Source organism: Halovulum marinum (genome assembly GCF_009697225.1).
Taxonomy (GTDB): Bacteria; Pseudomonadota; Alphaproteobacteria; order Rhodobacterales; family Rhodobacteraceae; genus Halovulum; species Halovulum marinum.
Map to the genome: position 1 here is coordinate 50279 of NZ_WIND01000015.1, position 21064 is coordinate 71342.

Here is a 21064-nt window from a genome sequence, read left to right on the forward strand (position 1 = left end):
CGGTCAGAACGCGGCGGCGTCCAGCGCCATGACCGGCTCGGCGCCGCTCTCGATCCGCTTCAGGTGCATCCCCGTCGCGGGCAGTTGGCGCGCCATATAATAGCGTCCGGTGGCGATCTTGGCCTGCAGGAAGTCGCGGTCGCCCGCGCCCGCCGCCAGCGCCGCGGTGGCGGCCCGGGCCATCTTCGCCCACATCAGCCCCAGGCAGACATGGCCGAACAGGTGCAGGAAATCGGTCGAGCCCGCCAGCGCCGCGTTCGGGTTCTTCATGCCGTTCTGCATGAAGTACATGCCCGCCGCCTGCAGGTCCTTCGACGCCTGCTTCAGCGGCTCGAGGAACCCCGCCTTCAGCGTCTCGTCGGACTCGTGCTCCTTGATGAACCCCTTCACCAGCTCGAAGAAGGCCATCACGTGCCGGCCGCCGTCGGCGCCCAGCTTGCGGCCCACCAGATCCAGCGCCTGCACGCCGTTCGTGCCCTCGTAGATCATCGCGATGCGGGCGTCGCGGGCGAACTGCGACATGCCCCATTCCTCGATGTAGCCGTGGCCGCCGTAGACCTGCTGCGCCTGCACCGTGGCCTCGAAGCCCTTGTCGGTCAGAAAGCCCTTGATCACCGGGATCAGCAGGCTGACCAGCCCCTCGGCCTCGGCGTCGTCCAGCCGCGTCGAGCGGTCGATCAGCGTCGCGCCCCACAGCAGGAAGGCGCGGCCGCCCTCGACGAAGCTTTTCTGGTCCATCAGCATCCGCCGCACGTCCGGGTGCACGATCAGCGGATCGGCGGGCCCGTCCGGGTTCTGCGCGCCGGTCACGTCGCGGCCCTGCAGCCGGTCCCTGGCGTAGGCCAGCGCGTTCTGGTACGCCGCCTCGGCCTGCGCCAGCCCCTGCAGGCCGACGCCCAGCCGCGCCTCGTTCATCATCGTGAACATCGCGCGCAGGCCCTTGTGCTCCTGCCCGACCAGATAGCCCACGGCGCCGTCGTAGTTCATCACGCAGGTGGCGTTGCCGTGGATGCCCATCTTCTCTTCGATCTTGCCGCAGCTCACGCCGTTGCGCGCGCCCAGGCTGCCGTTCTCGTGCACCATGAACTTCGGCACCACGAACAGGCTGATGCCCTTCACGCCCTCGGGGCCGCCGGGGATCCGGGCCAGCACCAGGTGGATGATGTTGTCGGCCATGTCGTGCTCGCCGGCCGAGATGAAGATCTTCTGCCCGGTGATGCGGTAGCTGCCGTCGTCCAGCGGTTCGGCCTTGGTGCGCAGCAGGCCCAGGTCGGTGCCGCAGTGCGGCTCGGTCAGGTTCATCGTGCCGGTCCACTCGCCCGAGACCAGCTTCGGCAGATAGGTCTGCTTCTGCGCCTCGGTGCCGTGCTTGTGGATCGCCGAATAGGCGCCGTGGGTCAGGCCCCAGTACATGTTCAGCGCCATGTTGGCGGCGACCTGCGTCTCGCCCACCGCCGTCGCCAGCACCTGCGGCATGCCCTGGCCGCCGTAGTCCGGATCGCAGTCCAGGCCCATCCAGCCGCCCGCGCGCACGGTGTCGAACGCCGCCTTGAAGCCCTCGGGGGTGCGCACCACGCCGTTCTCCAGCGTGCAGCCCCTTGTGTCGCCGACCATGTTCAGCGGCGCCAGCACGTCGCGGGCGATCTTGCCCGCCTCCTCCAGGATGGCGGAGGTGAACTCCCGGTCGAGGTCGGCATAGCCGGGGATGTCGCCGTCCTGCACGGCCAGCAGGTCGTGCAGGACGAAGGACAGGTCCCTGATCGGGGCGGTGTAGCTGGGCATTTCGTCTCCCTTCGGGTCGTCTGGACGGGGGCGGCCGATGGATACCGGCCGCCGAACATCGGGTTTTCGGGGTTCGGCCGCCTATTCCGCGGTCTTCATTCTGCGGCCTTCTTCACCCCTTTCGAGGCCAGCACCTGCTCGCCCCAACTCAGCTTTTCCTGGAACTCGGCGATCGCCTCGTTCAGCTCGTCGCGCTTGGCGATCATCGCCGTCAGGTGCTTCTGCCCCAGCTCGTACGTGCGCGAGATCTGCGTCGCCTGCTGGTCGTTGATGTAGTAGAGGTTCAGAAGCTGCCGGATCTCCTCCAGCGAATAGCCGAAGCGCTTTCCCTGCAGGATCAGCTTCAGCCGGGCGCGGTCGCGCCGGGTGAACAGCCGCTTCTGGCCCTCGCGGACCGGCGACAGCAGTTCCTTGGCCTCGTAGAACCGCAACGTGCGCGGCGTGACGCCGAATTCCTCGCACATGCGGCCGATGGTCCAGTGCTCATCATTCATGGGATGCCTCCCACAGTTTCTCCCTGCAACGATTGTAGGTTGACGTGAACGTAAGGGCAATGGAAAAGTTTACGTTCACGTCAACCGGTTGCGGGATCGCGGACCCGTCGCGGCTCCGACGATTCCCGTTTTTCGCCACCGCGCCGCGTGTTAAGCGGATCGCATGACACCCGAGGAAAAGACCCGCATCGCCCGCCAGTTCGTCGCCGCCCTGCCGCACGCGGCCGATCTGGGCATGGAAGTCGCCGAGGTCGGCGACGGCTTCGCGGTGATGACCGTGGGCTACGACGCGCGCTTCGTCGGCGATCCGGGCACCGGCGTGCTGGCGGGCGGGGTGATCACCGCGCTGCTGGACACCTGCGCCGGCACCGCGGTGATGGCGCATCCGGCCGCGCCGGGCGGCACCGCGACGCTGGACCTGCGCATCGACTACATGCGCCCGGCGACGCCGGGCCGGACGGTGACGGCGCGGGCCGACTGCTACCGCATGACCCGCTCGGTCGCGTTCGTGCGCGCCACCGCCTGGACCGACGCGCCGGACACGCCGGTGGCCGCCGCCAACGGCGCCTTCACGGTCGAGCCGGGCCAGCCGCCGAAGCGGGCCGGCTGATGCCCCGGCCCCGTCCCGAGCCGGTACAGGTGGTCAAGGAGCGGCGCGAGAAGGCGCTGAACCGCATGGTCGACTGCGTGCCCTACATCCGCCATCTCGGCATCAGCTTCGAGCGCCGCGGCGACGAGCTGACGGCGATCCTGGCCTACGCCGACCGGCTGATCGGCAACCCGATGCTGCCGGCGCTGCACGGCGGCGCGGTCGGCGCGTTCCTCGAGATCGCCGCGGTGGTCGAGCTGGAATGGTCGATGGTCTGGGACAAGATGGAAAGCGGCCCCGAGGGCGCGGCGGCGATCGACGCCGGGCGCTTTCCGCCGATGCCGCGAACCATCGACTTCACCATCGACTACCTGCGCTCGGGGCTGCCTCGCGACGCCTATGCGCGGGCGCGGATCAACCGCTCGGGGCGGCGCTATGCCAGCGTGCACGTCGAGGCCTGGCAGGACAACCGCGCCCGGCTGTTCGCGCAGGCCACCGGGCATTTCCTGATGCCGCCGCCCGATGAGCGCTGAGCCGCAGGCGATCACCCACCGGCGCATCCTGAAGATCGCCGTGCCGATCGTGCTGTCGAACGCCACCGTGCCGATCCTGGGCGCGGTCGACACCGGCGTCGTCGGCCAGCTGGGCCTGGCCGCGCCGATCGGCGCGATCGGGCTGGGCGCGGTGATCATCTCGATGTTCTACTGGATCTACAGCTTCCTGCGCATGGGCACGACCGGGCTGGTGGCGCAGGCCCGCGGCGCCGGCGAGGTGGCCGAGACCGGCGCCCTGCTGACGCGCGCGCTGCTGATCGGCGCCGCGGGCGGCCTGATGTTCATCCTGCTGCAATGGCCGCTGTTCCACGCCGCCTTCGCCGTCGCCCCGGCCTCGGACGAGGTCGAGGGCCTGGCCCGCACCTACCTGTCGATCCGGGTCTGGGGCGCGCCCGCCGCGATCGCCATCTTCGCCATCAACGGCTGGCTGATCGCGATGGAACGCACCCGCGCCGTGCTGATCCTGCAGATCTGGATGAACGGGTTGAACATCGTGCTGGACCTGTGGTTCGTGCTCGGGCTGGGCCTTGGCGTCGGCGGCGTCGCGGTGGCCACGATCATCGCCGAATGGACTGCGCTGGGGCTGGGTCTGTGGCTGTGCCGCTCGGCCTTCGCGGGCGACCAGTGGCGCGACTGGGCGCGGGTGTTCGACCGGGCCCGGATCGCGCGCATGGCGCGGGTCAACGCCGACATCCTGGTGCGCTCGGTGCTGCTGCAGATCACCTTCGTCGCCTTCCTGTTCCTGGGTGCGGATCTGGGCGACGTGACGCTGGCGGCGAACCAGGTGCTGGTGCAGTTCCTGCAGATCACCGCCTTCGCCATGGACGGCTTCGCCTTCGCCGCCGAGGCGCTGGTGGGCAGCGCGCTGGGCGCGCGCAACCGGGCGCTGCTGCGGCGCTCGGCGGTGATGGCCTCGGTCTGGGGCTGCGGGCTGGCGCTGCCGCTGGGGCTGGGGTTCTGGCTGGCCGGGCCGTGGCTGATCGACACCATGGCCAAGGCGCCCGAGGTGCAGCACGCGGCGCGGATCTACCTGCCCTGGGTGGCGCTGGCCCCTGTCGCGGGCGCGGCGGCGTGGATGCTCGACGGCATCTTCATCGGCGCGACCCGCACCCGGCAGATGCGCAACGCGATGCTGGTCTCGGTGCTGATCTACGCCGCGGCGCTGGCGATCCTGCTGCCCGCCTTCGGCAACCACGGCCTGTGGGCGGCGCTGATGGTGCTGAACGTGGCCCGCGGGATCACGCTGTTCCTGCGCTACCCGGCGCTGGAGCGCGACGTGACGCCGCTGCCAACCGCGGCCTAGCACAGCCGGTCCGGCCCGCGCGCGCCAATCTGCTCCGGCATCTCGAAATCCTCGGCCCAGGCCGCCTCGTTGTCGCGGTGCAGGGCCGGACCGATCTCGTCGACATGGGTGCGAAACTTCTTGAACGTGTGGAACGCGGCGCGGGTGTCGAGCACCGGCACCGGCGCGCCGGAATCATCGGCCCGGCATTCCTGGTGGCCGATGACGTCGGCGCAGACGTGGATACCCTCAGGCCGCCATCTGGCCGAGGCCGCGGGCGCGGATCTCGTCCAGCATGGCGTAGTCCTCGGCATAGGCGGCGGCGACGTCGCGGCGCACCTGTTCGGTCACCTCGACATCCGAGGGCCGGGTGAAGCGGCCGAACGCCGTCCGGGTGTCGAACACCTCGACCGGCGCGCCGAAGATCCGGCGCGCGATCAGCTCGAAGTCGCGGGCGAAGGCGGCGTGGTCGCCGATGAAGCCGAAGTCGACCACGTCGAAACCGATCTGCCGCCGCTGCAGCCGCCAGTGCGGGTCCAGCTCGCGCACCGTCTCGTCGGCGCGCACCAGCGCGGCAAAATCCTGCAGGCTCAGCGGGTGGCCCTGCTCCCAGCCCAGGTGCGCGAACAGCCGCCGGCTCTGCCCCGAGCCGCGCTTGGCCTCGTCCAGCTTGCTCAGATAGGCCGAGACGAACCGCTTCAGCGGGTCGCGCACGAAGCTGAAGCGCAGCACCTGCGGGTCGCGCAGCATCGCGCCGAAACGCTTCCAGCCCAGCTCGCGCGGGCTTGCCAGCGGGTTGTGCCCGCGGTCGTGGATCTGCTCCATCGAGCGCAGCTCCAGCGGCTGGCCGCTGCGCGCCGCCACCGCCAGGTTCAGGCTGGCCTTGGTCGAGGAACAGGCGACCTTGGGGTTCGAGAAGTAGACGAAGCCGTGCTCGGCCGAGACGTGCACGTGCCGGCTCAGCGCCGGCCGGCCGCCGTGAAGGTCCACAAGGGCCCCGATCGGGCCTTTCGCTGGTGCGGCATCGTGCATGAACCGCCGATAGCAGCCGCCCCGCGACCGGTCAAGAAGCCGCGCGCGGCGGCCCGGCAAGCGGCGCCGGAAAGCACCCGCGAAGGCTTGAGGAACCGCCCGTTCCGCCCTTATAAGAGGCCCGGCAGGCGACCCGCCGGCAACCCCCGAGGCAGGACCGACCACGCTGTGACGGCGCTCGACAGATACATCCGGCTCGAGGCGGCAGGCCGCTGGCGCGAGGCCCCCGACGCCGCCTGGCGCGAGGTGCTGGTCTCGTTCGGCAATGCCACGCTGGTGCTGTCCTCGTTCGACGAGGAGCCGCTGACGCACTGGTCGCTGGCCGCGACCGGGCGCGTCGCTTTCGACGGCGGGGTGGCGCTCTACGCCCCCGACGCCGGCACCGACGAAGTGCTGGAAGTTCGCGATCGGGACATGATCGAGGCGATCGCCGAGGTCAGCCGCATGGCCCGGGTCCGCGGCCGCGCCGCGCCGCGCATGCGGCGGCTGCGCCGGCTGCTGCTGCCCGCCGCGGTGGCGACGGGGCTGGCCGCGCTCGGCTGGGCGGCGCCGGACGCGCTGCGCGCCCGCGCCTATGCCCTCGTCACCGCCGAACAGGCCGAGCAGATCGCCGGCCGGATCCGCGCCGCGCTGGACCGCCCCGCCTGCCTGACCCCCGAGGGACGGCGCAGCCTGCGGCGGCTGACCGGCCGCGCCGCGCCCGGCGTGCGCGTCGAGGTGATGGCCTGGGACGCCCCGCCCGCCGCCATCCTGCCCGACGGCAGCGTGCTGCTGTCGCGCCGCCTGGTCGAGCGCGCCCCGGCGGCCGAGGTGGTGGCCGGCTGGCTGGCCCTGGCCGCCGCCGGCGGGCGCGACGCCTCGGCGCTGCGCGGCTGGACCCGGGACCTGGGCGTGACCGAGGCAATGGCGTTCCTGACCTCGGGCCGGATCGGCCCCGGCGACGTCGCCGAGATGGCGCGGCAGACCGCCGGGCAGACCGCGCCGCCGGCGCCCGCGGCGGTGGCGGCGGCGGTCGCCGCGCTGGCCGGACGCGGCATCGATCCGCGGCCCTTCCTGGACGACCTGCGCCGCCGCTTCCCCGACCTGGCCGTGCCCGCGCCGCCGGTCCCCGAGGGGCTGACCCCGGCGCTGCCGCGCGACGCCGACTGGGTGGCGCTGCAGAACATCTGCGAAAGCTGAAAGCGGCGGCGGCGCCGATGGCGGCTCGGGCGGCAGTTCGGGCGGCGGCTCGGGCGCAGGCTCAGGCCGCGACCAGCCGGCCGTGGTCCAGCCGCAGCACACGGTCCATGCGCTGCGCCAGCTCGTGGTTGTGGGTGGCGATCAGCGCGCCCAGGCCGGTCTCGCGCACCACCTCCAGCATCGCCGCGAACACCCGGTCCGAGGTGTCGGGATCCAGATTGCCGGTCGGCTCGTCGGCCAGCAGCAGCTTGGGCGCGTTGGCCAGCGCCCGGCAGAAGGCGACGCGCTGCTGCTCGCCGCCCGACAGCTCGCCGGGGCGGTGGTCCAGCCGGTCCTGCAGGCCGACCCGGCCCAGCAGGTCGTCGGCGCGCGCCCGCGCCGCCGCCGCGCCTTGCCCCGCCGCCATCTGCGGCAGCGCGACGTTCTCGCGGGCCGAGAACTCGGGCAGCAGGTGGTGGAACTGGTAGATGAAGCCGATCCCGTCGCGCCGCAGCCGCGTGCGCAGCCGGTCGCCGCCGCCGCTGGCCGCCTGCCCGGCGATGCGGATCTCGCCCGCGTCCGCGGTCTCCAGCAGCCCGGCGATGTGCAGCAGCGTCGACTTGCCCGCGCCCGAGGGCGCCAGCAGGCCGACGACCTCGCCGGCCTCGATCCGCGCCGCGGCGCCGTTCAGCACCCGCACCTCGTTGCGCCGGCCGGGGTTGTAGGCCTTCTCGATGCCCTCCAGGACCAGTGCCGGCTCATTCATAGCGCAGCGCCTCGACCGGGTTCAGGCGCGCGGCGCGGCGGGCCGGGAAATAGGTCACGCCGAACGACAGGCCCAGCGACAAGGCGACGGCCTTGGCCACGTCCTCCCAGCGCAGCTCGGCCGGAAGCCTGGACAGGTACCGCACCGACGGGTCCCACGCGCCGCCGCCGAGGATCCAGTTCACCGCGTTGAAGATCGGGTCGATGTAGATCGCGAACAGGCTGCCCAGGACCACCCCGATCAGCGTGCCGGCCAGCCCGATCGACGCGCCGCACATGAAGAACACCCGCAGCACCGCGCCCTCGCTCAGGCCCATGGTGCGCAGGATGCCGACGTCGCGGCCCTTGTTCTTGACCAGCATGATCAGCCCCGAGACGATGTTCAGCGAGGCGACCATCACCAGGATCGACAGGATGATGAACATGATGTTGTCCTCCATCTCCAGCGCCCGCAGGAAGCTCTGCCACTGGTCGCGCCAGGTGAAGGCATAGACCTCGGGCCCGGCGGCGGCGACCAGAGCCGGCACCGACGCGTTCACCGCCTCGGGCTCCTCGACCATGATCTCGATCCCGTCCGCCATGCCCTCGCGGTTGAAGAAGCTCTGCGCCTCCTCGAAGGGCATGTAGATCCGGGTGCGGTCGATGTCGTAGCGCCCGACCTGGAAGATGTAGACCACCTCGTAGTCGACGATCCGCGGCGTGGTGCCGAACGGCCCCTTCACCCCGTCGGGCGAGATCAGCCGCAGCACGTCGCCCACGCCCAGCCGCAGCTCGCGCGCGATGCCCGAGCCGATGGCGATGCCCTCGCCATAGCGCGCAAGATCCCCCTGCGCCGTCTCGGGGGTCGAGACCAGCGGGATCGTCTTCAGATCCTCCAGCGTCTCGCCGTAGATCTCGACGCCGCTGTTGCGGCCGTTGGCCGTGGCCATGACCTGCCCGTTGATCATCGGCGCGGCGCGCACCACGCCCGGCACCCGGGCCGCCACATCGGCCAGCCGCTCGTAATCCTGGATCGTGTCGCGCACCAGCCCGTACTCGTCGTAGACCGGCGTGGCGCGCAGCGTCACATGGGCGTTGGCGCCGATGATCGTGTCGACGAACTCGGTGCGGAAGCCCGAGCGCACCGCCAGCGTGGCGATCAGCGCGAACACCGCCAGCGACACGCCGACCAGGCTGATCACAGACATCACGCTGACGCCGCCCTCGCGCCGCCGGGCGCGCAGGTAGCGCCAGGCGATCATGCGCTCGTAGGCCGAGAACGGGCGCGGGGTCATGTCTTACAGCGCTCTGGCCAGGCGCTGCGCGCAGGCGTCCAGCGCCGCCTCGGGGCTCAGCTCCTCGCTTTCGCCGGTGCGCCGGCAGGTCAGCTCCACCACGCCGTTCTTCAGCCCGCGCGGTCCGACGGTGATCCGCCAGGGGCAGCCGATCAGGTCCATGCCGGCGAACTTCGCTCCCGCCCGCTCCTCGCGGTCGTCGTAGAGCGGGTCCAGACCGCGCGTCGCCAACCCGGCGTAAAGCGCCTCGCACGCCGCGTCGGCGTCGGTGTCGCCCTGCTTGAGGTTGACCACGCCGACCTTGAACGGCGCGACCGAGGCCGGCCAGACGATGCCGTTCTCGTCGTGGTTCGCCTCGATCAGCGCGCCGACCAGCCTGCTGACGCCGATCCCGTGGCTGCCCATGTGCACCGGCACCGCCTGCCCGTCCGGCCCCTGCACCTTCGCGCCCATCGGCTCGGAGTACTTGGTGCCGAAATAGAAGATCTGCCCGACCTCGATGCCGCGCGCCTTGCGGCGGCGGTCCTCGGGCACCTCGGCAAAGACCGTATCATCGTGCGTCTCGTCGGTGCGGGCATACAGGCTGGTCCACTGGTCGTAGATGCCCTGCAGCGCGGCGCGGTCGTCGAAGTCGATGGCGCGGTCGCCGAACTCGAAATCCGTGACCCTGCTGTCGTAGAACACTTCCGACTCGCCCGTGTCGGCCAGCACCAGGAACTCGTGGCTGTAGTCGCCGCCGATCGGCCCGGTGTCGGCGCGCATCGGGATCGCCTTCAGGCCCATGCGCTCGTAGGTGCGCAGGTAGCTGACGAAATGCCGGTTGTAGGCGTGCAGCGCGTCTTCCTTCGTCAGGTCGAAGTTGTAGCCGTCCTTCATCAGGAACTCGCGGCCGCGCATCACCCCGAACCGGGGCCGGATCTCGTCCCGGAACTTCCACTGGATGTGGTACAGCGTCAGCGGCAACTCGCGATAGCTGCGGACCGAACTGCGGAAGATGTCGGTGATCAGCTCCTCGTTGGTCGGGCCGTACAGCATGTCGCGGTCGTGCCGGTCGCGGATGCGCAGCATCTCGGGGCCATAGGCGTTGTAGCGGCCGCTCTCCTGCCACAGCTCGGCCGACTGGATCGTCGGCATCAGCATCGGGATATGGCCTGCGCGCTGCTGTTCCTCGTGGACGATCTGCTCCAGCCGGCGCAGAACCTTGAAGCCCAGCGGCAGCCACGAATAGATCCCGGCGCTGGCCTGGCGGATCATCCCGGCGCGCAGCATCAGCCGGTGCGAGACGATTTGCGCCTCGGACGGCGTCTCTTTCAGGATGGGCAGGAAATAGCGGGACAGGCGCATGCGGACTCCGAAGGCTTGCGAACTCGACTGCCCAATTAGGCCAAGCCCGTCCCTTGTGCAATGCAGCGTGTCGGGCAAGGAAATTTCGGGTTTGCCAAAGCGGTCGGAAAATGCTTACTCATGCTTGCCCGGCAACAAACCGCCGCGGCGGGGCGAATCCCCACCGCGCGCCAGAACATTCGGGCGAAAAAAGGGCCACAGCCCAAGTCTGGGGAGACGACACACCGGCCTGCGTTCAGCGGGCCGGTTTTTCATTTGGGGCCAGTGCCTTGGGAAAGCCTGTTCGCGCACGGCGCCGGGCCCGGCCCAGCGGCGGGCAACGAAATGTCCCGGCCGAAGGCGGTGGCGGCACGCTTTCGCCCTTGACCGGCCGGTTGCCCGGCATGGCGGTTCACGTCCGGGGGATTTGCACCGAGTCGGCAGGGGAATTCGGCGTTGCCCGCGTTGGCACGGGATTCCCCGGTCGCCTATGCCGCGATCGCCGCCCGCGGGCCGCCCGAGGCGGAACCGGAGTCGCAGACCGGCACCCCGGCGTACTGCACGCAGGGCCGCTGCTGCGCGAACCTCCTGTCGCTCGGCAACATCGACATCGGCTCGAACGGAACCTGCCACGGCATCCCGATGCGCGCCCGCGGCCGGATCACGCTGCAGTCCGACAACGTCGCAACCAGGGGGATCTGGGGCGAGGCGCTGGCGGGTTCATCGTGCGGTCTGCGAACACGGTCGGCGGCTGCCCGACCGGCGTGAGCACCGCCATCACCGTCGGCGGCAACACCGACATCCGGAACATGCCGATCAGCCCGGGACAGTCATCTGATCGCGCCGCGCGGGCATGGCACCCGCCCGCGCCCCGCCCGGCGGCGGCGCGACCGCCGATCGAACGCACCGATGCCGCCGGATCAGCGCGTCAACCCGGCATTCATGAATGTTTTTCTATTTGAATTCCGCAACTTATGTGGTTTTCACGGTGAAATCCCCGGTTTTCACCCCGAACGGGCGCGCCGCTCAGCCGTCTTCCAGCACCACGTTGCCTTCCAGGTTGCGCTGCCGGGCAAGCGCGCGCAAGCGGCGGTCGACCGCGTCGCCCGCCAGCGCCCGCGCCGGGCCGCGCAGGGTCAGCGTCACCGCCGCATCGTCGACCGACAGCGCGGTGTTCTCCAGCGATCCAGGGGCCGAGCCCGACAGCATCGCGCCCAGCCGGATCGCCTTGCCCAGTTCCTCGGCCTGGGCCCGGCGCTCGGGCGTCAGCAGCTCGGACAGCGCCGGCAGCAGCCCGTGCTCGGGCGAGCCCTTGTAGCGGTTCAGGATCGCGATGCCGAGAAACACCCGCCCCTCGTGATCGACCCCCGACAGGTTGGCGCGGGTCACGGTCTCGAAGCAGACGTCGGCGCGGTAGTCGGGATGCGCCCGCCAGGTGATGTCGTGCAGGTAGCACGCCGCGCGGGTCAGGCGCAGCGTCTCGCGATCGGCGTCGGGAAACAGCGGCCGCAGCCAGGCATGCAGCGAGGCGCCGAATCCGGGAAAGCGGGCGTGGCTCATCTCCATGTGCCGGGCCGCCTCCAGCAGCGGGTCGCGGGCCCGCAGGCTGGGCGGCATCCGCTCGTAGAGCAGCCCCTCGCGCAGCCCGTAGGACGACACCGAGATGGTGACCGGGGCGACGGCCTTGACCAGCGCCCGCAGCACCCGCGCCGCCAGCGGCACCAGTTCCAGCCGCGCGGTCGAGGAGTCGGTCATCCCCTTCAGCGTGTCGACGCTCTGCTCGACCAGCCAGTCGCAGGTCTCGGCGACCTGCTCGGCGGACATGTTGTACTCGTGCAGGACGTGCAGCGGATAGCCGCGCCGCTCCATCTCCAGCTTGGCGATCGCCCGCCACGAGCCGCCGACCAGGAAGATCCGGTCGGTGTTCTCGGCCTCGACCGCGGCGACCAGCTTCTTCAGCTCCTTGGCGATGGCCTTCTCGATCGCCTTGGCGCCGCCCAGGTTCGACAGCCGCAGCGGCCCCAGCGGCGAGGTGGCGCGCGCCCCGACCTCGCCCCGCGCGACCTGCGCCAGCTCCATTGACGCGCCGCCGATGTCGCAGACCAGCCCGCTGGCCTGCGGCCAGCCCAGCAGCACGCCCTTGGCCGACAGCAGCGCCTCTTCCTCGCCGCTGGCGACCTGCAGCGCCAGACCGGTCATCGCCTGCACGTCGCGGCAGAACTCGGCGCCGTCCTCGGCGTCGCGCACCGCCGCGGTGGCGACGCCGGTCAGCACGGTGGCGTCCATCGTCTCGGCCAGCGCCGCGAACCGCCGGATCGCGTTCATCGCCCGCACCCGCCCCTCGGGATTCAGGCGGCCACTTTCCTGCAGCCCCCGGCCGAGGCCGCAAAGGATCTTCTCGTTGTAGAAATACGCCGGCGAGCGGGCGACGCCGTCGAACACCACCAGCCGCACCGAGTTCGAGCCGACGTCGACCACGCCGACGCGCCGCACCGACTCGCCCTCGATCGGCGCCAGTTCGGCCCCCGGCCGCGCCGGTTTCGCGTTCTGCGTGGACCTGAGCTGAGTCAGTGGTCCGCTCCCGTTTCCGCCTGCCGCACATCTGGCCTGCACCGGGGATTCTGTCAATCCGCAACGCTTGCGACCGCGGCCGGCCCGACACTGGCGCCGCCCCGCGCGCGGGCGTATGTTCGCCGCCGATGCCGAGCCCCGATCCCTCGTCCGCCGCCCGGCGGCCACGCTTCGTCCTCGCCGTCGTCGCCTCGCGCGACGGGTTCATCGCGCGCGCCAGAAACCACCCGCCCGCCGCCTGGGCCAGCCCCGAGGAACAGACGCTGTTCCTGGCCGAGGTCGAGGCCGCCGACTGGGCGATCATGGGCCGCAACACCCACGAGGCCGCCGACAAGCCCGAGCGGCGGCGGATCGTGTTCTCGTCCGCTGCGGGCGCCGGGGAATGGCGGCGTCCGACCCAGCTGTGGCTGGACCCGGGCCCGCTGACGCCCGCCGCGCTGGCCGCGCGGGTGGCGCCGGTCCGGCCGCTGCGCCGCGGCCTGATCCTCGGCGGCACCGCGGTGCACGACTGGTTCCACGACGCCGGCGCGATCGACCGCATCAGCCTGACGATCGAGCCGGTCGCCTTCGGCAACGGCCTGCCCATGCTGTCCGCGCAGACCGAGCGCGACCCCGAGGCGGCCTGGCGCGCCGCCGGCTACCGCACCGTGGCCGAGCGCGCACTGAACGACCGCGGAACCCGCCTGCTGACCCTGGCGCCGGAGCGCCGCTGAGCCCTTGCGAACCTCGCCGGCGCCTCTTGCTTTCCGGCCCGTCACGCGATCACGCCGCCGACGATCCTGATCGCCGGTTGGTGTACGGAATCACCCCTGTTCCTTGACGCTGCTCCTGTCGTCTGTCGCAACATTTCCGGCGACGAGGGCAAGGCCGGCGCCGGCGGCATGGCTGTGGCCCGCCGTCGGCTGCCGGTGGACGGCGGTGCCTTCGCTCTGGCGATCCTTCAGGCTTATGGGCGAAGGCGCGGGCGATGCGGTCAGCGGCGTTCATTTCGTCACCGGGTCCAGAGCGTTAACGGCGCGCTCCGCCTTTTCCTTCATGACGGTGAGTAGCGCGGTAACGTCGCCGCCTTCGTTATCGACCTGCAAGGCGGTCTCACACAGCCCCGCCAAGGTGCAGGCGTCGTGTGCCGCTTCGTCCGCGCGGTTGTCCGGCGCTCCCCATTTGGCACCGCGCAATGCGACCGTCAACTTGTCGAGGGCTTCGGCATGCTGGCGCAGCAGCGTGGCGAGCGACCGGGCGACGCCGGGTAAGCGCGTCTTCCTGATCTATGTCGCCTTCGTTGGGAAGATCCGTTGCCAGTAGATCGGCAGCACGGGCCAAGCCGTCCATATCGGCAGCCTGGGCGGCAAGGGTATAAAGCGATTCAGCAGCGGTCACAGAGCATCCTCTAACGGAAGCATTTTGCACACAAATCCGCACACAAGAGGCCGCTCCGCTTGAACCTCGCATTGCGCGCGTCCGCTCTAAGCCATTGAATAACAGTTGGAAATCATGGTGCCCGGGGGCGGATTTGAACCACCGACACGCGGATTTTCAATCCGCTGCTCTACCCCTGAGCTACCCGGGCACTGGGGCTGCCTTGCGAAGGCTGCGCGGTTTTAGGTCATGCCGCCAAGGCTGTCCAGAGGGGCCGGCGTAAAAAATTCCGGGAAAATGCGCGTCAGTTCAGCGGCGGGCGGCGGGTCCGCTCGTCGTCCTCCTCGGAGGGCGAATCCTCGCCGGGGATTGCGTAGCTGCCGGTGATCCAGCGGCCCAGGTCGACGTCGGCGCAGCGGCGCGAGCAGAACGGGCGGTACTGGCGGTCGGCGGGCTTGTCACAGATCGGGCAGCGCATCTTTCAGAAGCTCCTTCAGCGGGTGCCGGTCGCGTTTGCGTTGCAACTCCAGATGGCCCAGCGGGGTCCATCCCGCAAGGGAGGTCTCGGCGCCGTCGGCGCGCAGCGCGCCCCTCATCACCTGTTCGAGCTGGCTGCGCTCGCGCTTCGGATACGGCGCCGGATCGACCGTCACCTGCCCGGCCAGGCCGCGCAGGCGCAGCGCGCCGGGCAGCGCGCGGAACGCGGCGACATTGGCCTTGAGCCCGGCGGCGGGCGAGGTGTCGCCGCGGGTGTTGACGTCGACCGCGACCAGCGCCCGGGTCGGCTCGATGAACATGTCGGCGCCGCCGGGCAGCGCCACGCGCGGGCCCAGCGCCTGCGCCAGCGCGTCCCAGACGCCCTGTCGCTCGAAGGCGCCGCGCGCGTCGTCGACCAGGTCGGGCGCCGGCTCGGCCCAGTCGCGCCAGGCCTGCAGGTGCGCGTCGGGCGCGTCCAGCAGCAGCTGCGGCGCGGGGCCGGTCTCGGCCAGGATCGTCTCGGCCAGCGCGCGCGTGGCGGCGACGTCGTCGTGGATCGCCTGCGGCTCGGCCGCCGCGACCGACGAGCGCAGGATCAACCCGAGATCGTCGCCGGCGCCCGCCATCGCCGCGTGGCCGGCCTCGAGCGCGGCGTCGGCGGCGGCCTCGTCCCGCACCCGGCGCGAGACGTTGATGCCGGCGCTGCCGGGCGTGACGATGGCGTGGCGGCTCTTGAACAGGATGCGGCGGCTGACCGGCGGCGCCTTGCCCGGCTCGACCACCCCCGAGACCTGAACCAGCACCGCAGCGCCCGGCGCCAGGCCCTTGCTTTCGCGCAGAAAACCGGTTCTGCCGTCGCCTAGGTCGACGATCGCGCCGCCCTGTCCCTTCATCGGCCGGCCGAGCTTGCCGAGGAAGATCGCGCCGGGCTGCGCCGGGCCCCAGGCTTCGGGCGCGTCGACCAGCACGTCGGCCAGGCGGCCGTCGATCATCAGCGCGGCGGCGCGGCGGCCGTCGGGCAGCGCATCAAGCGCGACGGCGCGGCCCTTCATGCCGCGGCCCCGTCGAAGCGCACCGGCACGCCGGCGGCCTGCAGCAGGTTCGCGGTCTCGGTCAGCGGCAGGCCGACGACGGCGGTGTACGAGCCGCCGATCCACGGGATGAACGCGCCGCCGATGCCCTGGATGGCGTAGCCGCCGGCCTTGCCGCGCCACTCGCCCGAGGCGATGTAGCCGTCGATCTCGGCGCGGGTCAGACGCTTCATCTTCACGGCGGTGGCGACCACGCGGGCGCGGCAGCGGTCGGAGCGGACCGCGACGGCGGTATAGACGGTGTGGCGGCGGCCCGACAGCAGGTCGAGAAAGGCGCGCGCCTCGGCCTCGTCGGCGGGCTTGCCGAGGATCCGGCGGCCGGCGGCGACGACGGTATCGCCCGCCAGCACGACGTCGCCCTCGACCGCTGCGGCCTTTTCCTGCGCCAGGCGCAGGGCACAGGGCCGCGGCAGCTCGCCCGGGCGGGGGGATTCGTCGATGTCGGCGGGGCGCACGGCGTCGGGCACGACGCCGATCCGGGCCAGCAGCGCCAAGCGCCGCGGGCTTGCGGAGGCAAGGGTCAGTGACAGTGGTCCGGGCTTATCTGAAGCGATAGTTGATCCGGCCCTTGGTCAGGTCGTAGGGAGTCATCTCCACCTGGACCTTGTCACCGGCCAGGACACGGATGCGGTTCTTGCGCATCTTACCGGCGGTGTGGGCGATGATTTCATGGCCGTTCTCGAGCTCTACCCTGAATGTCGCATTCGGCAGCAGCTCGGTCACGACACCCGGGAATTCAAGAAGCTCTTCCTTGGCCATGGTCTCTCCGATGTGCGTTTCCGTTCGCGCGGAAGCACAGATTCCGCGCGAGGTGGAAGATGGTCCCGAAGTGAGGCAGTTTCAAGTCAAAAGCGACCGGGAAAGCGCCCGCGGCCCCCGAATTTACCGGTGGCGTGGCTTTCCGGTCCGACGATTCGCACGATGTGCGCCGGTGCTTTCGGCAACCGTAGCGAGACATGCGTCCGGTCTCAACGAAAATTCCGGCAGTGCGCGATTCAGGTCACGGCGAGTCCGGCTCGTCGTCCTCGGGCGGCGGAAAGCGCTGGATGATCCGGCCGAGGATCTGGTCGCGCGACTGCCGGTAGGCGTCCAGCTTCTCGGCGCGGGTCTCGCCCAGGCCGGTGGGGTCGAAGATCGGCCAGTACTCGATCTCGATCGCGTGGTAGCGGGTGTATTCCTGCGCCTGCCGCAGCGAGGCCGGCGACAGCGCCACGATCAGGTCGTACTGGCCGATCTGGTCGCCCCATTCCTCCATCTCCTGGAACGAGCGGCTGCGGTGGCGGATCAGCTCGACCTCGATCTCCTGGCACACGGCGACGGCGAAACCGTCGATGTCGTGCTCGTGCCGGACGCCGGCGGACTGCACGTAGATCTTGTGCCCGTGCAGCTTCTTCATGATCCCCTCGGCCATCGGCGAGCGCACGGAATTGTAGTCGCAGCAGAACAGGACGGAGGTCGGTTGGTCCGCGCTCACCCGCCGCTACCCCCTGGCTTGCAGCACGCAGATCAGCGTGAACAGCCGGCGCGCGGTGTCGCTGTCGGTGGCGACCTTGCCCTCCAGTCGCTCGGTCAGGATCCGGGCGCCCTCGTTGTGGATGCCGCGCCGGCCCATGTCGATCGCCTCGATCTGGCTGGGCGGCAGGCGCTTGACGGCGTCGAAATAGGCCTCGCAGATCTGGAAGTAGTCGCGCACAACCTGCCGGAACGGGCTGAGCGACAGGTGGAACTCGACCACCGGCTGATCGCTTTCGGTGCCGACGCGGAACACCAGCCGCCGGTCGCGGATCCCCAGCGCCAGCCGGTACGGCCCGCCGGGGTCGGCCTGTCCGGCGCGCGGCGGCACCACGAAGCTGTTGTCCTCGAGCAGGTCGAACACCGCCACCCGGCGCTCCTGCTCGATCTCGGGCGTGGGCGCGGGCAGGCCGCTGTCGTCGAGCGTGATGTCGATCAGCCGGTCGGTCGCGCGCATCAGGTGTCCTCGTTCAGCCGGTCCAGCCGGACAGTGACGCTGAGCCCGTGCGCCTCGAGGCTTTCCGAGCGTGCCAGCGTCGCGGCGGCGGGGCCGATGGCGCGCAGCGCGCCGGGGCTCATCCGCGCCAGCGTCGTGCGCTTCATGAAGTCGAGCACCGACAGCCCCGAAGAGAACCGCGCCGAGCCCGAGGTCGGCAGCACGTGGTTCGGCCCGCCGACGTAGTCGCCGATCGCCTCGGGCGTCCACGGCCCCAGAAAGATCGCGCCGGCGTGGCGGACGCGCGCGGCCAGCGCGTCGGCATCGGCGACGCACAGCTCCAGGTGTTCGGGTGCGATCCGGTCCGACAGCGCCGCCGCCTGCGCCAGGTCGCGCACGACGATCACCGCGCCGTGGTCGCGCCAGCTGGCCCCGGCGATGGCGCGCCGGTCGAGGGTCTGAAGCCGCGCCTCGACCGCCTCGGCCACGTCGCGGGCGAACCCGGCGTCGTCGGTGATCAGGATCGCCTGCGCACTTTCGTCGTGCTCGGCCTGACTCATCAGGTCGAGCGCGATCCAGTCCGGATCGTTGTCGCGGTCGGCGATCACCAGAATCTCGGACGGCCCGGCGATCATGTCGATGCCGACGCGGCCGAACACCTGGCGCTTGGCCTCGGCGACATAGGCGTTGCCGGGGCCGGTGATCTTGTCGACCTTCGCGATGGTCCGGGTGCCGAAGGCCAGCGCCGCGACCGCCTGCGCGCCGCCGATCCGGTAGATCGTGTCCACCCCCGCCGTCCGCGCGGCGTACAGCACCAGCGGGTTCACCTGCCCGTCCGGCGTCGGCGCGCAGATCACCAGCCGCCCGACCCCCGCCACCCGGGCCGGGATCGCGTTCATCAGCACCGAGGACGGGTACGACGCCAGCCCGCCCGGCACGTACAGCCCCGCCGCCTCGACCGGGGTCCAGCGCCAGCCGAGCGTCGCGCCGCTGGCGTCGGTCCAGCTGTCGCCGCCGGGCAGCTGGCGCTCGTGATAGGCGCGGATGCGCGCGGCGGCCAGGTCCAGCGCGGCACGCTCGTCGGGCGGCACCTGCGCGATGGCGGCGTCGATCTCGTCGGCCGGGATCGCCAGCGTGTCCGGCGTCAGGCGCAGCCGGTCGAAGCGCTCGGTCAACTCGATCACCGCCGCGTCGCCGCGTGCCGCGACGTCGGCGAGGATCCCGGCCACCACCGCGTCGACCCGCGGCGCGTCCGCACGCCTGGCCGCGAGGAAGGCGTCGAAGCGGGGCTCGAAATCGGGGTCGGCGGCGGTCAGGAACTGGGGCATTCGGGTCTCCTTGCCGCCTCACATACAAAGCGGCGCGGCCGGCCTCAAGCGCGCCGCGCCGGGCTCAGTCGCGATGCGCCGGCGCCTTGCCGCTGGGCGCGGCGTAGGGCCGGGTCACGTCCGCCAGCCTCAGGTCCAGGCACTCGACGTCGATGGCGATCTCGCCGTCGCCGGCCAGCACCAGCCGCACGCGGCCGGCGCCGTCCGCACCCGGGTCGAACTCCAGCGACAGGATCGACAGCACCAGATCCCGGTCCGCCGGATCGACGCCGGTCGCGGCGACCTTCAGCGCGCCGCCCACGGTCAGCACCGAGCGCACCCGCTCGTACGGGCGGCCGGCGGCCTCGGCGGCGGCCTTGTCCTCCCAGCGGAACCGGTTCACCAGCGCGGCGAAGCGCAGCCCGGCGCGCGACCAGGAGATCTGGTCCGAAGGCAGCACCGCGTCCTGCAGCAGCGCCGAGATCACCGGCACGTCGTCGGCCGACTCGGCGCGCAGCCGCAGCGGGCCCTCGGCGGCGTCCTCGAACCGCGCGTCGCTCATGCCGCGACCCGTTCGATCCGCGCGCCGCAGCCGCCCAGCTTCTCCTCGAGCCGCTCGTAACCGCGGTCGAGGTGGTAGACCCGCGCCACGGTGGTCTCGCCCTCGGCCGCCAGACCGGCCAGGATCAGCGAGACCGAGGCGCGCAGGTCGGTCGCCATCACCGGCGCGCCGCGCAGCTTGTCAACCCCGGTGACGGTGGCGATGCCGCCGTGCACGTCGATGTGCGCGCCCATCCGCAACAGCTCGGGCGCATGCATGAAGCGATTCTCGAAGATCGTCTCCTCCAGCACCGAAACGCCGTCGGCCAGGGTCAGCGCCGCCATCATCTGCGCCTGCAGGTCCGTCGGAAAGCCCGGGAACGGCGCGGTCCGCACGTCGACCGGGCGCAGCGCGGCGTTGCCGCGGGTGACGCGCACGCCGCGGGCGGTGTCGGCGACCTCGACGCCGGTGGCCTCGAGCTTGTCGGCGAAGGCCGAGACCAGCTCGCGGGTGCCGCCCAGCAGCTCGACCGAGCCGCCGGCGATCGCCGGCGCCAGCATGTATGTGCCCAGCTCGATCCGGTCGGCGACGACGCGATAGGTGGCGCCGTGCAGCCGGTCGACGCCCTGCACGGTGATGGTCGGGGTGCCCTCGCCCTCGATCTGCGCGCCCATCGCCTTCAGGCAGCGCGCCAGATCGACGATCTCGGGCTCGCGCGCGGCGTTCGCGATCACCGTGGTGCCGCGCGCCAGCGTCGCCGCCATCAGCACGTTCTCGGTCGCGCCCACCGACACCAGCGGGAAGGTCACGCGCCCGCCCTTCAGCCCGCCGACCGGCGCCTGGGCGTGGACATAGCCCTCGCGCAGGTCCAGCTGCGCGCCCAGCGCCTCGAGCGCGGTCAGGTGCAGGTCCACCGGCCGCGCGCCGATGGCGCAGCCGCCGGGCAGCGACACGACCGCCCGCCCCTCGCGCGCCAGCAGCGGGCCGAGGACCAGGATCGAGGCGCGCATCTTGCGCACGATGTCGTAGTGCGCGACGTGGCTGGCGATGTGCTCGGCGCCGATCGCCAGCACCCGGCGGTCCTGCAGCGCCGCGACCTCGCAGCCCAGCGACTCGAGCAGCTGCGCCATGGTGCGGATGTCGGACAGCCGCGGCGCGTTGGTCAGCGTCAGCGGGTCCGAGCTGAGCAGCGCCGCCGGCATCAGCGTCAGGCAGGCGTTCTTTGCGCCCGAAATCGGGATCTCGCCCTCCAGCGGCCGGCCGCCGGTGACCATGATGCTATCCATCTTCGTCGTTCTCCCGTTCGGGGGCGGCCGGGTCGGCAGCCGTCTCGTCGTTGTCGGCGCGCGCCCTGGCCTGCGCCTTTCGGCGGCGCAGGTTGGCGCGCAACTGCTGCGCCAGACGCTCGGCGCGGTCGTCGGATTTCGCTTTGCCGGTCATGTCGCGTGTCATCTTGCCCGTCGCATGTAAGCAAGTTGTGGCTTTGCGTCCAGCGCCGGCGCGCCGGGCGGCTGCCGGAG

The 21064-nt window shown here is 71.2% G+C and carries 25 protein-coding genes and 1 tRNA gene; 6 read left to right on the plus strand and 20 right to left on the minus strand.

What is annotated here, in order from left to right:
* Nucleotides 1–3 precede the first annotated feature (3 nt).
* Together GE300_RS16015 and GE300_RS16020 are read right to left on the minus strand one after the other, a co-directional pair.
* The gene (locus GE300_RS16015; protein WP_154447872.1) at nt 4–1782 is read right to left on the minus strand and encodes an acyl-CoA dehydrogenase C-terminal domain-containing protein; all 1779 of its coding nucleotides are present in this window, start codon (nt 1780–1782) and stop codon (nt 4–6) included.
* Between the two features lie 95 nt (nt 1783–1877).
* Complete coding sequence (locus GE300_RS16020) at nt 1878–2276, minus strand: MerR family transcriptional regulator (protein WP_154447874.1); 399 nt, start codon at nt 2274–2276, stop codon at nt 1878–1880.
* A 163-nt stretch (nt 2277–2439) separates the two neighbouring features.
* Between GE300_RS16020 and GE300_RS16025 the strand changes: the two genes are divergently transcribed.
* Genes GE300_RS16025 through GE300_RS16035 form a run of 3 tightly spaced genes read left to right on the plus strand, consistent with a single transcriptional unit; the run spans nt 2440 to nt 4722 of the window.
* The gene (locus GE300_RS16025; protein ID WP_154447876.1) at nt 2440–2886 is read left to right on the plus strand and encodes a PaaI family thioesterase; all 447 of its coding nucleotides are present in this window, start codon (nt 2440–2442) and stop codon (nt 2884–2886) included.
* On the plus strand, nt 2886–3398 hold the full coding sequence (locus tag GE300_RS16030; RefSeq protein ID WP_154447878.1) for a PaaI family thioesterase: 513 nt from the start codon (nt 2886–2888) through the stop codon (nt 3396–3398). The genes GE300_RS16025 and GE300_RS16030 overlap by 1 nt, the downstream gene beginning before the upstream one ends.
* Nucleotides 3388–4722, plus strand: coding sequence for an MATE family efflux transporter (locus tag GE300_RS16035; protein WP_154447880.1), 1335 nt, complete (start codon nt 3388–3390; stop codon nt 4720–4722). Before GE300_RS16030 ends, GE300_RS16035 begins: the two co-directional genes overlap by 11 nt.
* Here the strand turns inward: GE300_RS16035 and GE300_RS16040 are convergent.
* On the minus strand, nt 4719–4883 hold the full coding sequence (locus tag GE300_RS16040) for a hypothetical protein (protein ID WP_154447883.1): 165 nt from the start codon (nt 4881–4883) through the stop codon (nt 4719–4721). The genes GE300_RS16035 and GE300_RS16040 overlap by 4 nt on opposite strands.
* Nucleotides 4884–4950: 67 nt before the next feature.
* Nucleotides 4951–5691 carry a sulfotransferase family 2 domain-containing protein gene (locus GE300_RS16045; RefSeq protein WP_325063276.1) on the minus strand — a complete coding sequence of 247 codons (741 nt, stop codon included), beginning with the start codon at nt 5689–5691 and terminating at the stop codon, nt 4951–4953.
* Nucleotides 5692–5901: 210 nt separating this feature from the next.
* On the opposite strand from GE300_RS16045, the gene GE300_RS16050 reads away from it, so the two are divergent.
* The gene (locus GE300_RS16050) at nt 5902–6912 is read left to right on the plus strand and encodes a hypothetical protein (RefSeq protein ID WP_154447887.1); all 1011 of its coding nucleotides are present in this window, start codon (nt 5902–5904) and stop codon (nt 6910–6912) included.
* A gap of 61 nt (nt 6913–6973) precedes the next feature.
* Here the strand turns inward: GE300_RS16050 and GE300_RS16055 are convergent, their stop codons facing one another.
* Genes GE300_RS16055 through proS form a run of 3 tightly spaced genes read right to left on the minus strand, consistent with a single transcriptional unit; the run spans nt 6974 to nt 10274 of the window.
* Nucleotides 6974–7657: an ABC transporter ATP-binding protein gene (locus GE300_RS16055; RefSeq protein WP_154447889.1), complete on the minus strand. Its 684-nt coding sequence runs from the start codon at nt 7655–7657 to the stop codon at nt 6974–6976.
* Nucleotides 7650–8930 carry a lipoprotein-releasing ABC transporter permease subunit gene (locus GE300_RS16060; protein WP_154447891.1) on the minus strand — a complete coding sequence of 427 codons (1281 nt, stop codon included), beginning with the start codon at nt 8928–8930 and terminating at the stop codon, nt 7650–7652. Before GE300_RS16060 ends, GE300_RS16055 begins: the two co-directional genes overlap by 8 nt.
* 3 nt (nt 8931–8933) lie before the next feature.
* A complete protein-coding gene (gene proS / locus GE300_RS16065) occupies nt 8934–10274 on the minus strand; it encodes a proline--tRNA ligase (RefSeq protein ID WP_154447893.1) in 1341 nt (446 codons plus the stop codon).
* Nucleotides 10275–10718: 444 nt separating this feature from the next.
* On the opposite strand from proS, the gene GE300_RS16070 reads away from it, so the two are divergent.
* Nucleotides 10719–11021, plus strand: coding sequence for a hypothetical protein (locus GE300_RS16070; RefSeq protein WP_154447896.1), 303 nt, complete (start codon nt 10719–10721; stop codon nt 11019–11021).
* Nucleotides 11022–11279: 258 nt separating this feature from the next.
* Here the strand turns inward: GE300_RS16070 and GE300_RS16075 are convergent, their stop codons facing one another.
* Nucleotides 11280–12746: a Ppx/GppA family phosphatase gene (locus GE300_RS16075; RefSeq protein ID WP_325063277.1), complete on the minus strand. Its 1467-nt coding sequence runs from the start codon at nt 12744–12746 to the stop codon at nt 11280–11282.
* Between the two features lie 206 nt (nt 12747–12952).
* Here GE300_RS16075 and GE300_RS16080 point away from each other — a divergent pair, with 206 nt between their 5' ends.
* Entirely contained in the window at nt 12953–13537 is a 585-nt protein-coding gene (locus GE300_RS16080; RefSeq protein WP_154447898.1) for a dihydrofolate reductase family protein, read from the plus strand.
* A gap of 270 nt (nt 13538–13807) precedes the next feature.
* Here the strand turns inward: GE300_RS16080 and GE300_RS16085 are convergent, their stop codons facing one another.
* The 12 genes from GE300_RS16085 to GE300_RS23175 form a co-directional block, all read right to left on the minus strand.
* Nucleotides 13808–14011: a hypothetical protein gene (locus tag GE300_RS16085; protein ID WP_154447900.1), complete on the minus strand. Its 204-nt coding sequence runs from the start codon at nt 14009–14011 to the stop codon at nt 13808–13810.
* 305 nt (nt 14012–14316) lie between these two features.
* Nucleotides 14317–14391: transfer RNA gene (locus tag GE300_RS16090), tRNA-Phe, on the minus strand.
* Between the two features lie 93 nt (nt 14392–14484).
* Nucleotides 14485–14658, minus strand: a complete 174-nt coding sequence (locus tag GE300_RS16095; RefSeq protein WP_154447902.1) for a DNA gyrase inhibitor YacG — start codon at nt 14656–14658, stop codon at nt 14485–14487.
* Nucleotides 14639–15709: a ribonuclease E/G gene (locus GE300_RS16100; RefSeq protein WP_154447904.1), complete on the minus strand. Its 1071-nt coding sequence runs from the start codon at nt 15707–15709 to the stop codon at nt 14639–14641. The genes GE300_RS16095 and GE300_RS16100 overlap by 20 nt, the downstream gene beginning before the upstream one ends.
* Complete coding sequence (locus GE300_RS16105) at nt 15706–16278, minus strand: Maf family protein (protein WP_154447905.1); 573 nt, start codon at nt 16276–16278, stop codon at nt 15706–15708. The genes GE300_RS16100 and GE300_RS16105 overlap by 4 nt, the downstream gene beginning before the upstream one ends.
* Nucleotides 16279–16288: 10 nt before the next feature.
* Nucleotides 16289–16507, minus strand: coding sequence for a translation initiation factor IF-1 (infA, locus tag GE300_RS16110; protein ID WP_154447907.1), 219 nt, complete (start codon nt 16505–16507; stop codon nt 16289–16291).
* Between the two features lie 241 nt (nt 16508–16748).
* Entirely contained in the window at nt 16749–17222 is a 474-nt protein-coding gene (locus GE300_RS16115; protein ID WP_325063278.1) for an arsenate-mycothiol transferase ArsC, read from the minus strand.
* Nucleotides 17223–17228: 6 nt separating this feature from the next.
* On the minus strand, nt 17229–17717 hold the full coding sequence (locus GE300_RS16120) for a UPF0262 family protein (RefSeq protein ID WP_154447909.1): 489 nt from the start codon (nt 17715–17717) through the stop codon (nt 17229–17231).
* Nucleotides 17717–19024 carry a histidinol dehydrogenase gene (gene hisD / locus GE300_RS16125; protein WP_154447911.1) on the minus strand — a complete coding sequence of 436 codons (1308 nt, stop codon included), beginning with the start codon at nt 19022–19024 and terminating at the stop codon, nt 17717–17719. Before hisD ends, GE300_RS16120 begins: the two co-directional genes overlap by 1 nt.
* A gap of 64 nt (nt 19025–19088) precedes the next feature.
* A complete protein-coding gene (locus tag GE300_RS16130) occupies nt 19089–19565 on the minus strand; it encodes a DUF2948 family protein (protein WP_154447913.1) in 477 nt (158 codons plus the stop codon).
* Nucleotides 19562–20830, minus strand: a complete 1269-nt coding sequence (murA, locus tag GE300_RS16135) for a UDP-N-acetylglucosamine 1-carboxyvinyltransferase (RefSeq protein WP_154447915.1) — start codon at nt 20828–20830, stop codon at nt 19562–19564. Before murA ends, GE300_RS16130 begins: the two co-directional genes overlap by 4 nt.
* The gene (locus GE300_RS23175) at nt 20823–20984 is read right to left on the minus strand and encodes a hypothetical protein (protein ID WP_233417090.1); all 162 of its coding nucleotides are present in this window, start codon (nt 20982–20984) and stop codon (nt 20823–20825) included. Before GE300_RS23175 ends, murA begins: the two co-directional genes overlap by 8 nt.
* Nucleotides 20985–21064 lie beyond the last annotated feature (80 nt).

What these genes read in the sequence shown, in the direction of transcription:
- GE300_RS16030 (WP_154447878.1), top strand. Translation starts at nt 2,886, where the DNA reads ATGCCCCGGCCCCGTCCCGAGCCGGTACAGGTGGTCAAGGAGCGGCGC.
- GE300_RS16130 (WP_154447913.1), bottom strand. Translation starts at nt 19,565, where the DNA reads ATGAGCGACGCGCGGTTCGAGGACGCCGCCGAGGGCCCGCTGCGGCTG.
- infA (WP_154447907.1), bottom strand. Translation starts at nt 16,507, where the DNA reads ATGGCCAAGGAAGAGCTTCTTGAATTCCCGGGTGTCGTGACCGAGCTG.
- GE300_RS16100 (WP_154447904.1), bottom strand. Translation starts at nt 15,709, where the DNA reads ATGAAGGGCCGCGCCGTCGCGCTTGATGCGCTGCCCGACGGCCGCCGC.
- GE300_RS16060 (WP_154447891.1), bottom strand. Translation starts at nt 8,930, where the DNA reads ATGACCCCGCGCCCGTTCTCGGCCTACGAGCGCATGATCGCCTGGCGC.
- murA (WP_154447915.1), bottom strand. Translation starts at nt 20,830, where the DNA reads ATGGATAGCATCATGGTCACCGGCGGCCGGCCGCTGGAGGGCGAGATC.
- GE300_RS16080 (WP_154447898.1), top strand. Translation starts at nt 12,953, where the DNA reads ATGCCGAGCCCCGATCCCTCGTCCGCCGCCCGGCGGCCACGCTTCGTC.
- GE300_RS16120 (WP_154447909.1), bottom strand. Translation starts at nt 17,717, where the DNA reads ATGCGCGCGACCGACCGGCTGATCGACATCACGCTCGACGACAGCGGC.
- GE300_RS16095 (WP_154447902.1), bottom strand. Translation starts at nt 14,658, where the DNA reads ATGCGCTGCCCGATCTGTGACAAGCCCGCCGACCGCCAGTACCGCCCG.
- GE300_RS16020 (WP_154447874.1), bottom strand. Translation starts at nt 2,276, where the DNA reads ATGAATGATGAGCACTGGACCATCGGCCGCATGTGCGAGGAATTCGGC.
- GE300_RS16025 (WP_154447876.1), top strand. Translation starts at nt 2,440, where the DNA reads ATGACACCCGAGGAAAAGACCCGCATCGCCCGCCAGTTCGTCGCCGCC.
- GE300_RS16035 (WP_154447880.1), top strand. Translation starts at nt 3,388, where the DNA reads ATGAGCGCTGAGCCGCAGGCGATCACCCACCGGCGCATCCTGAAGATC.
- GE300_RS16055 (WP_154447889.1), bottom strand. Translation starts at nt 7,657, where the DNA reads ATGAATGAGCCGGCACTGGTCCTGGAGGGCATCGAGAAGGCCTACAAC.
- GE300_RS16015 (WP_154447872.1), bottom strand. Translation starts at nt 1,782, where the DNA reads ATGCCCAGCTACACCGCCCCGATCAGGGACCTGTCCTTCGTCCTGCAC.
- proS (WP_154447893.1), bottom strand. Translation starts at nt 10,274, where the DNA reads ATGCGCCTGTCCCGCTATTTCCTGCCCATCCTGAAAGAGACGCCGTCC.
- GE300_RS23175 (WP_233417090.1), bottom strand. Translation starts at nt 20,984, where the DNA reads ATGACCGGCAAAGCGAAATCCGACGACCGCGCCGAGCGTCTGGCGCAG.
- hisD (WP_154447911.1), bottom strand. Translation starts at nt 19,024, where the DNA reads ATGCCCCAGTTCCTGACCGCCGCCGACCCCGATTTCGAGCCCCGCTTC.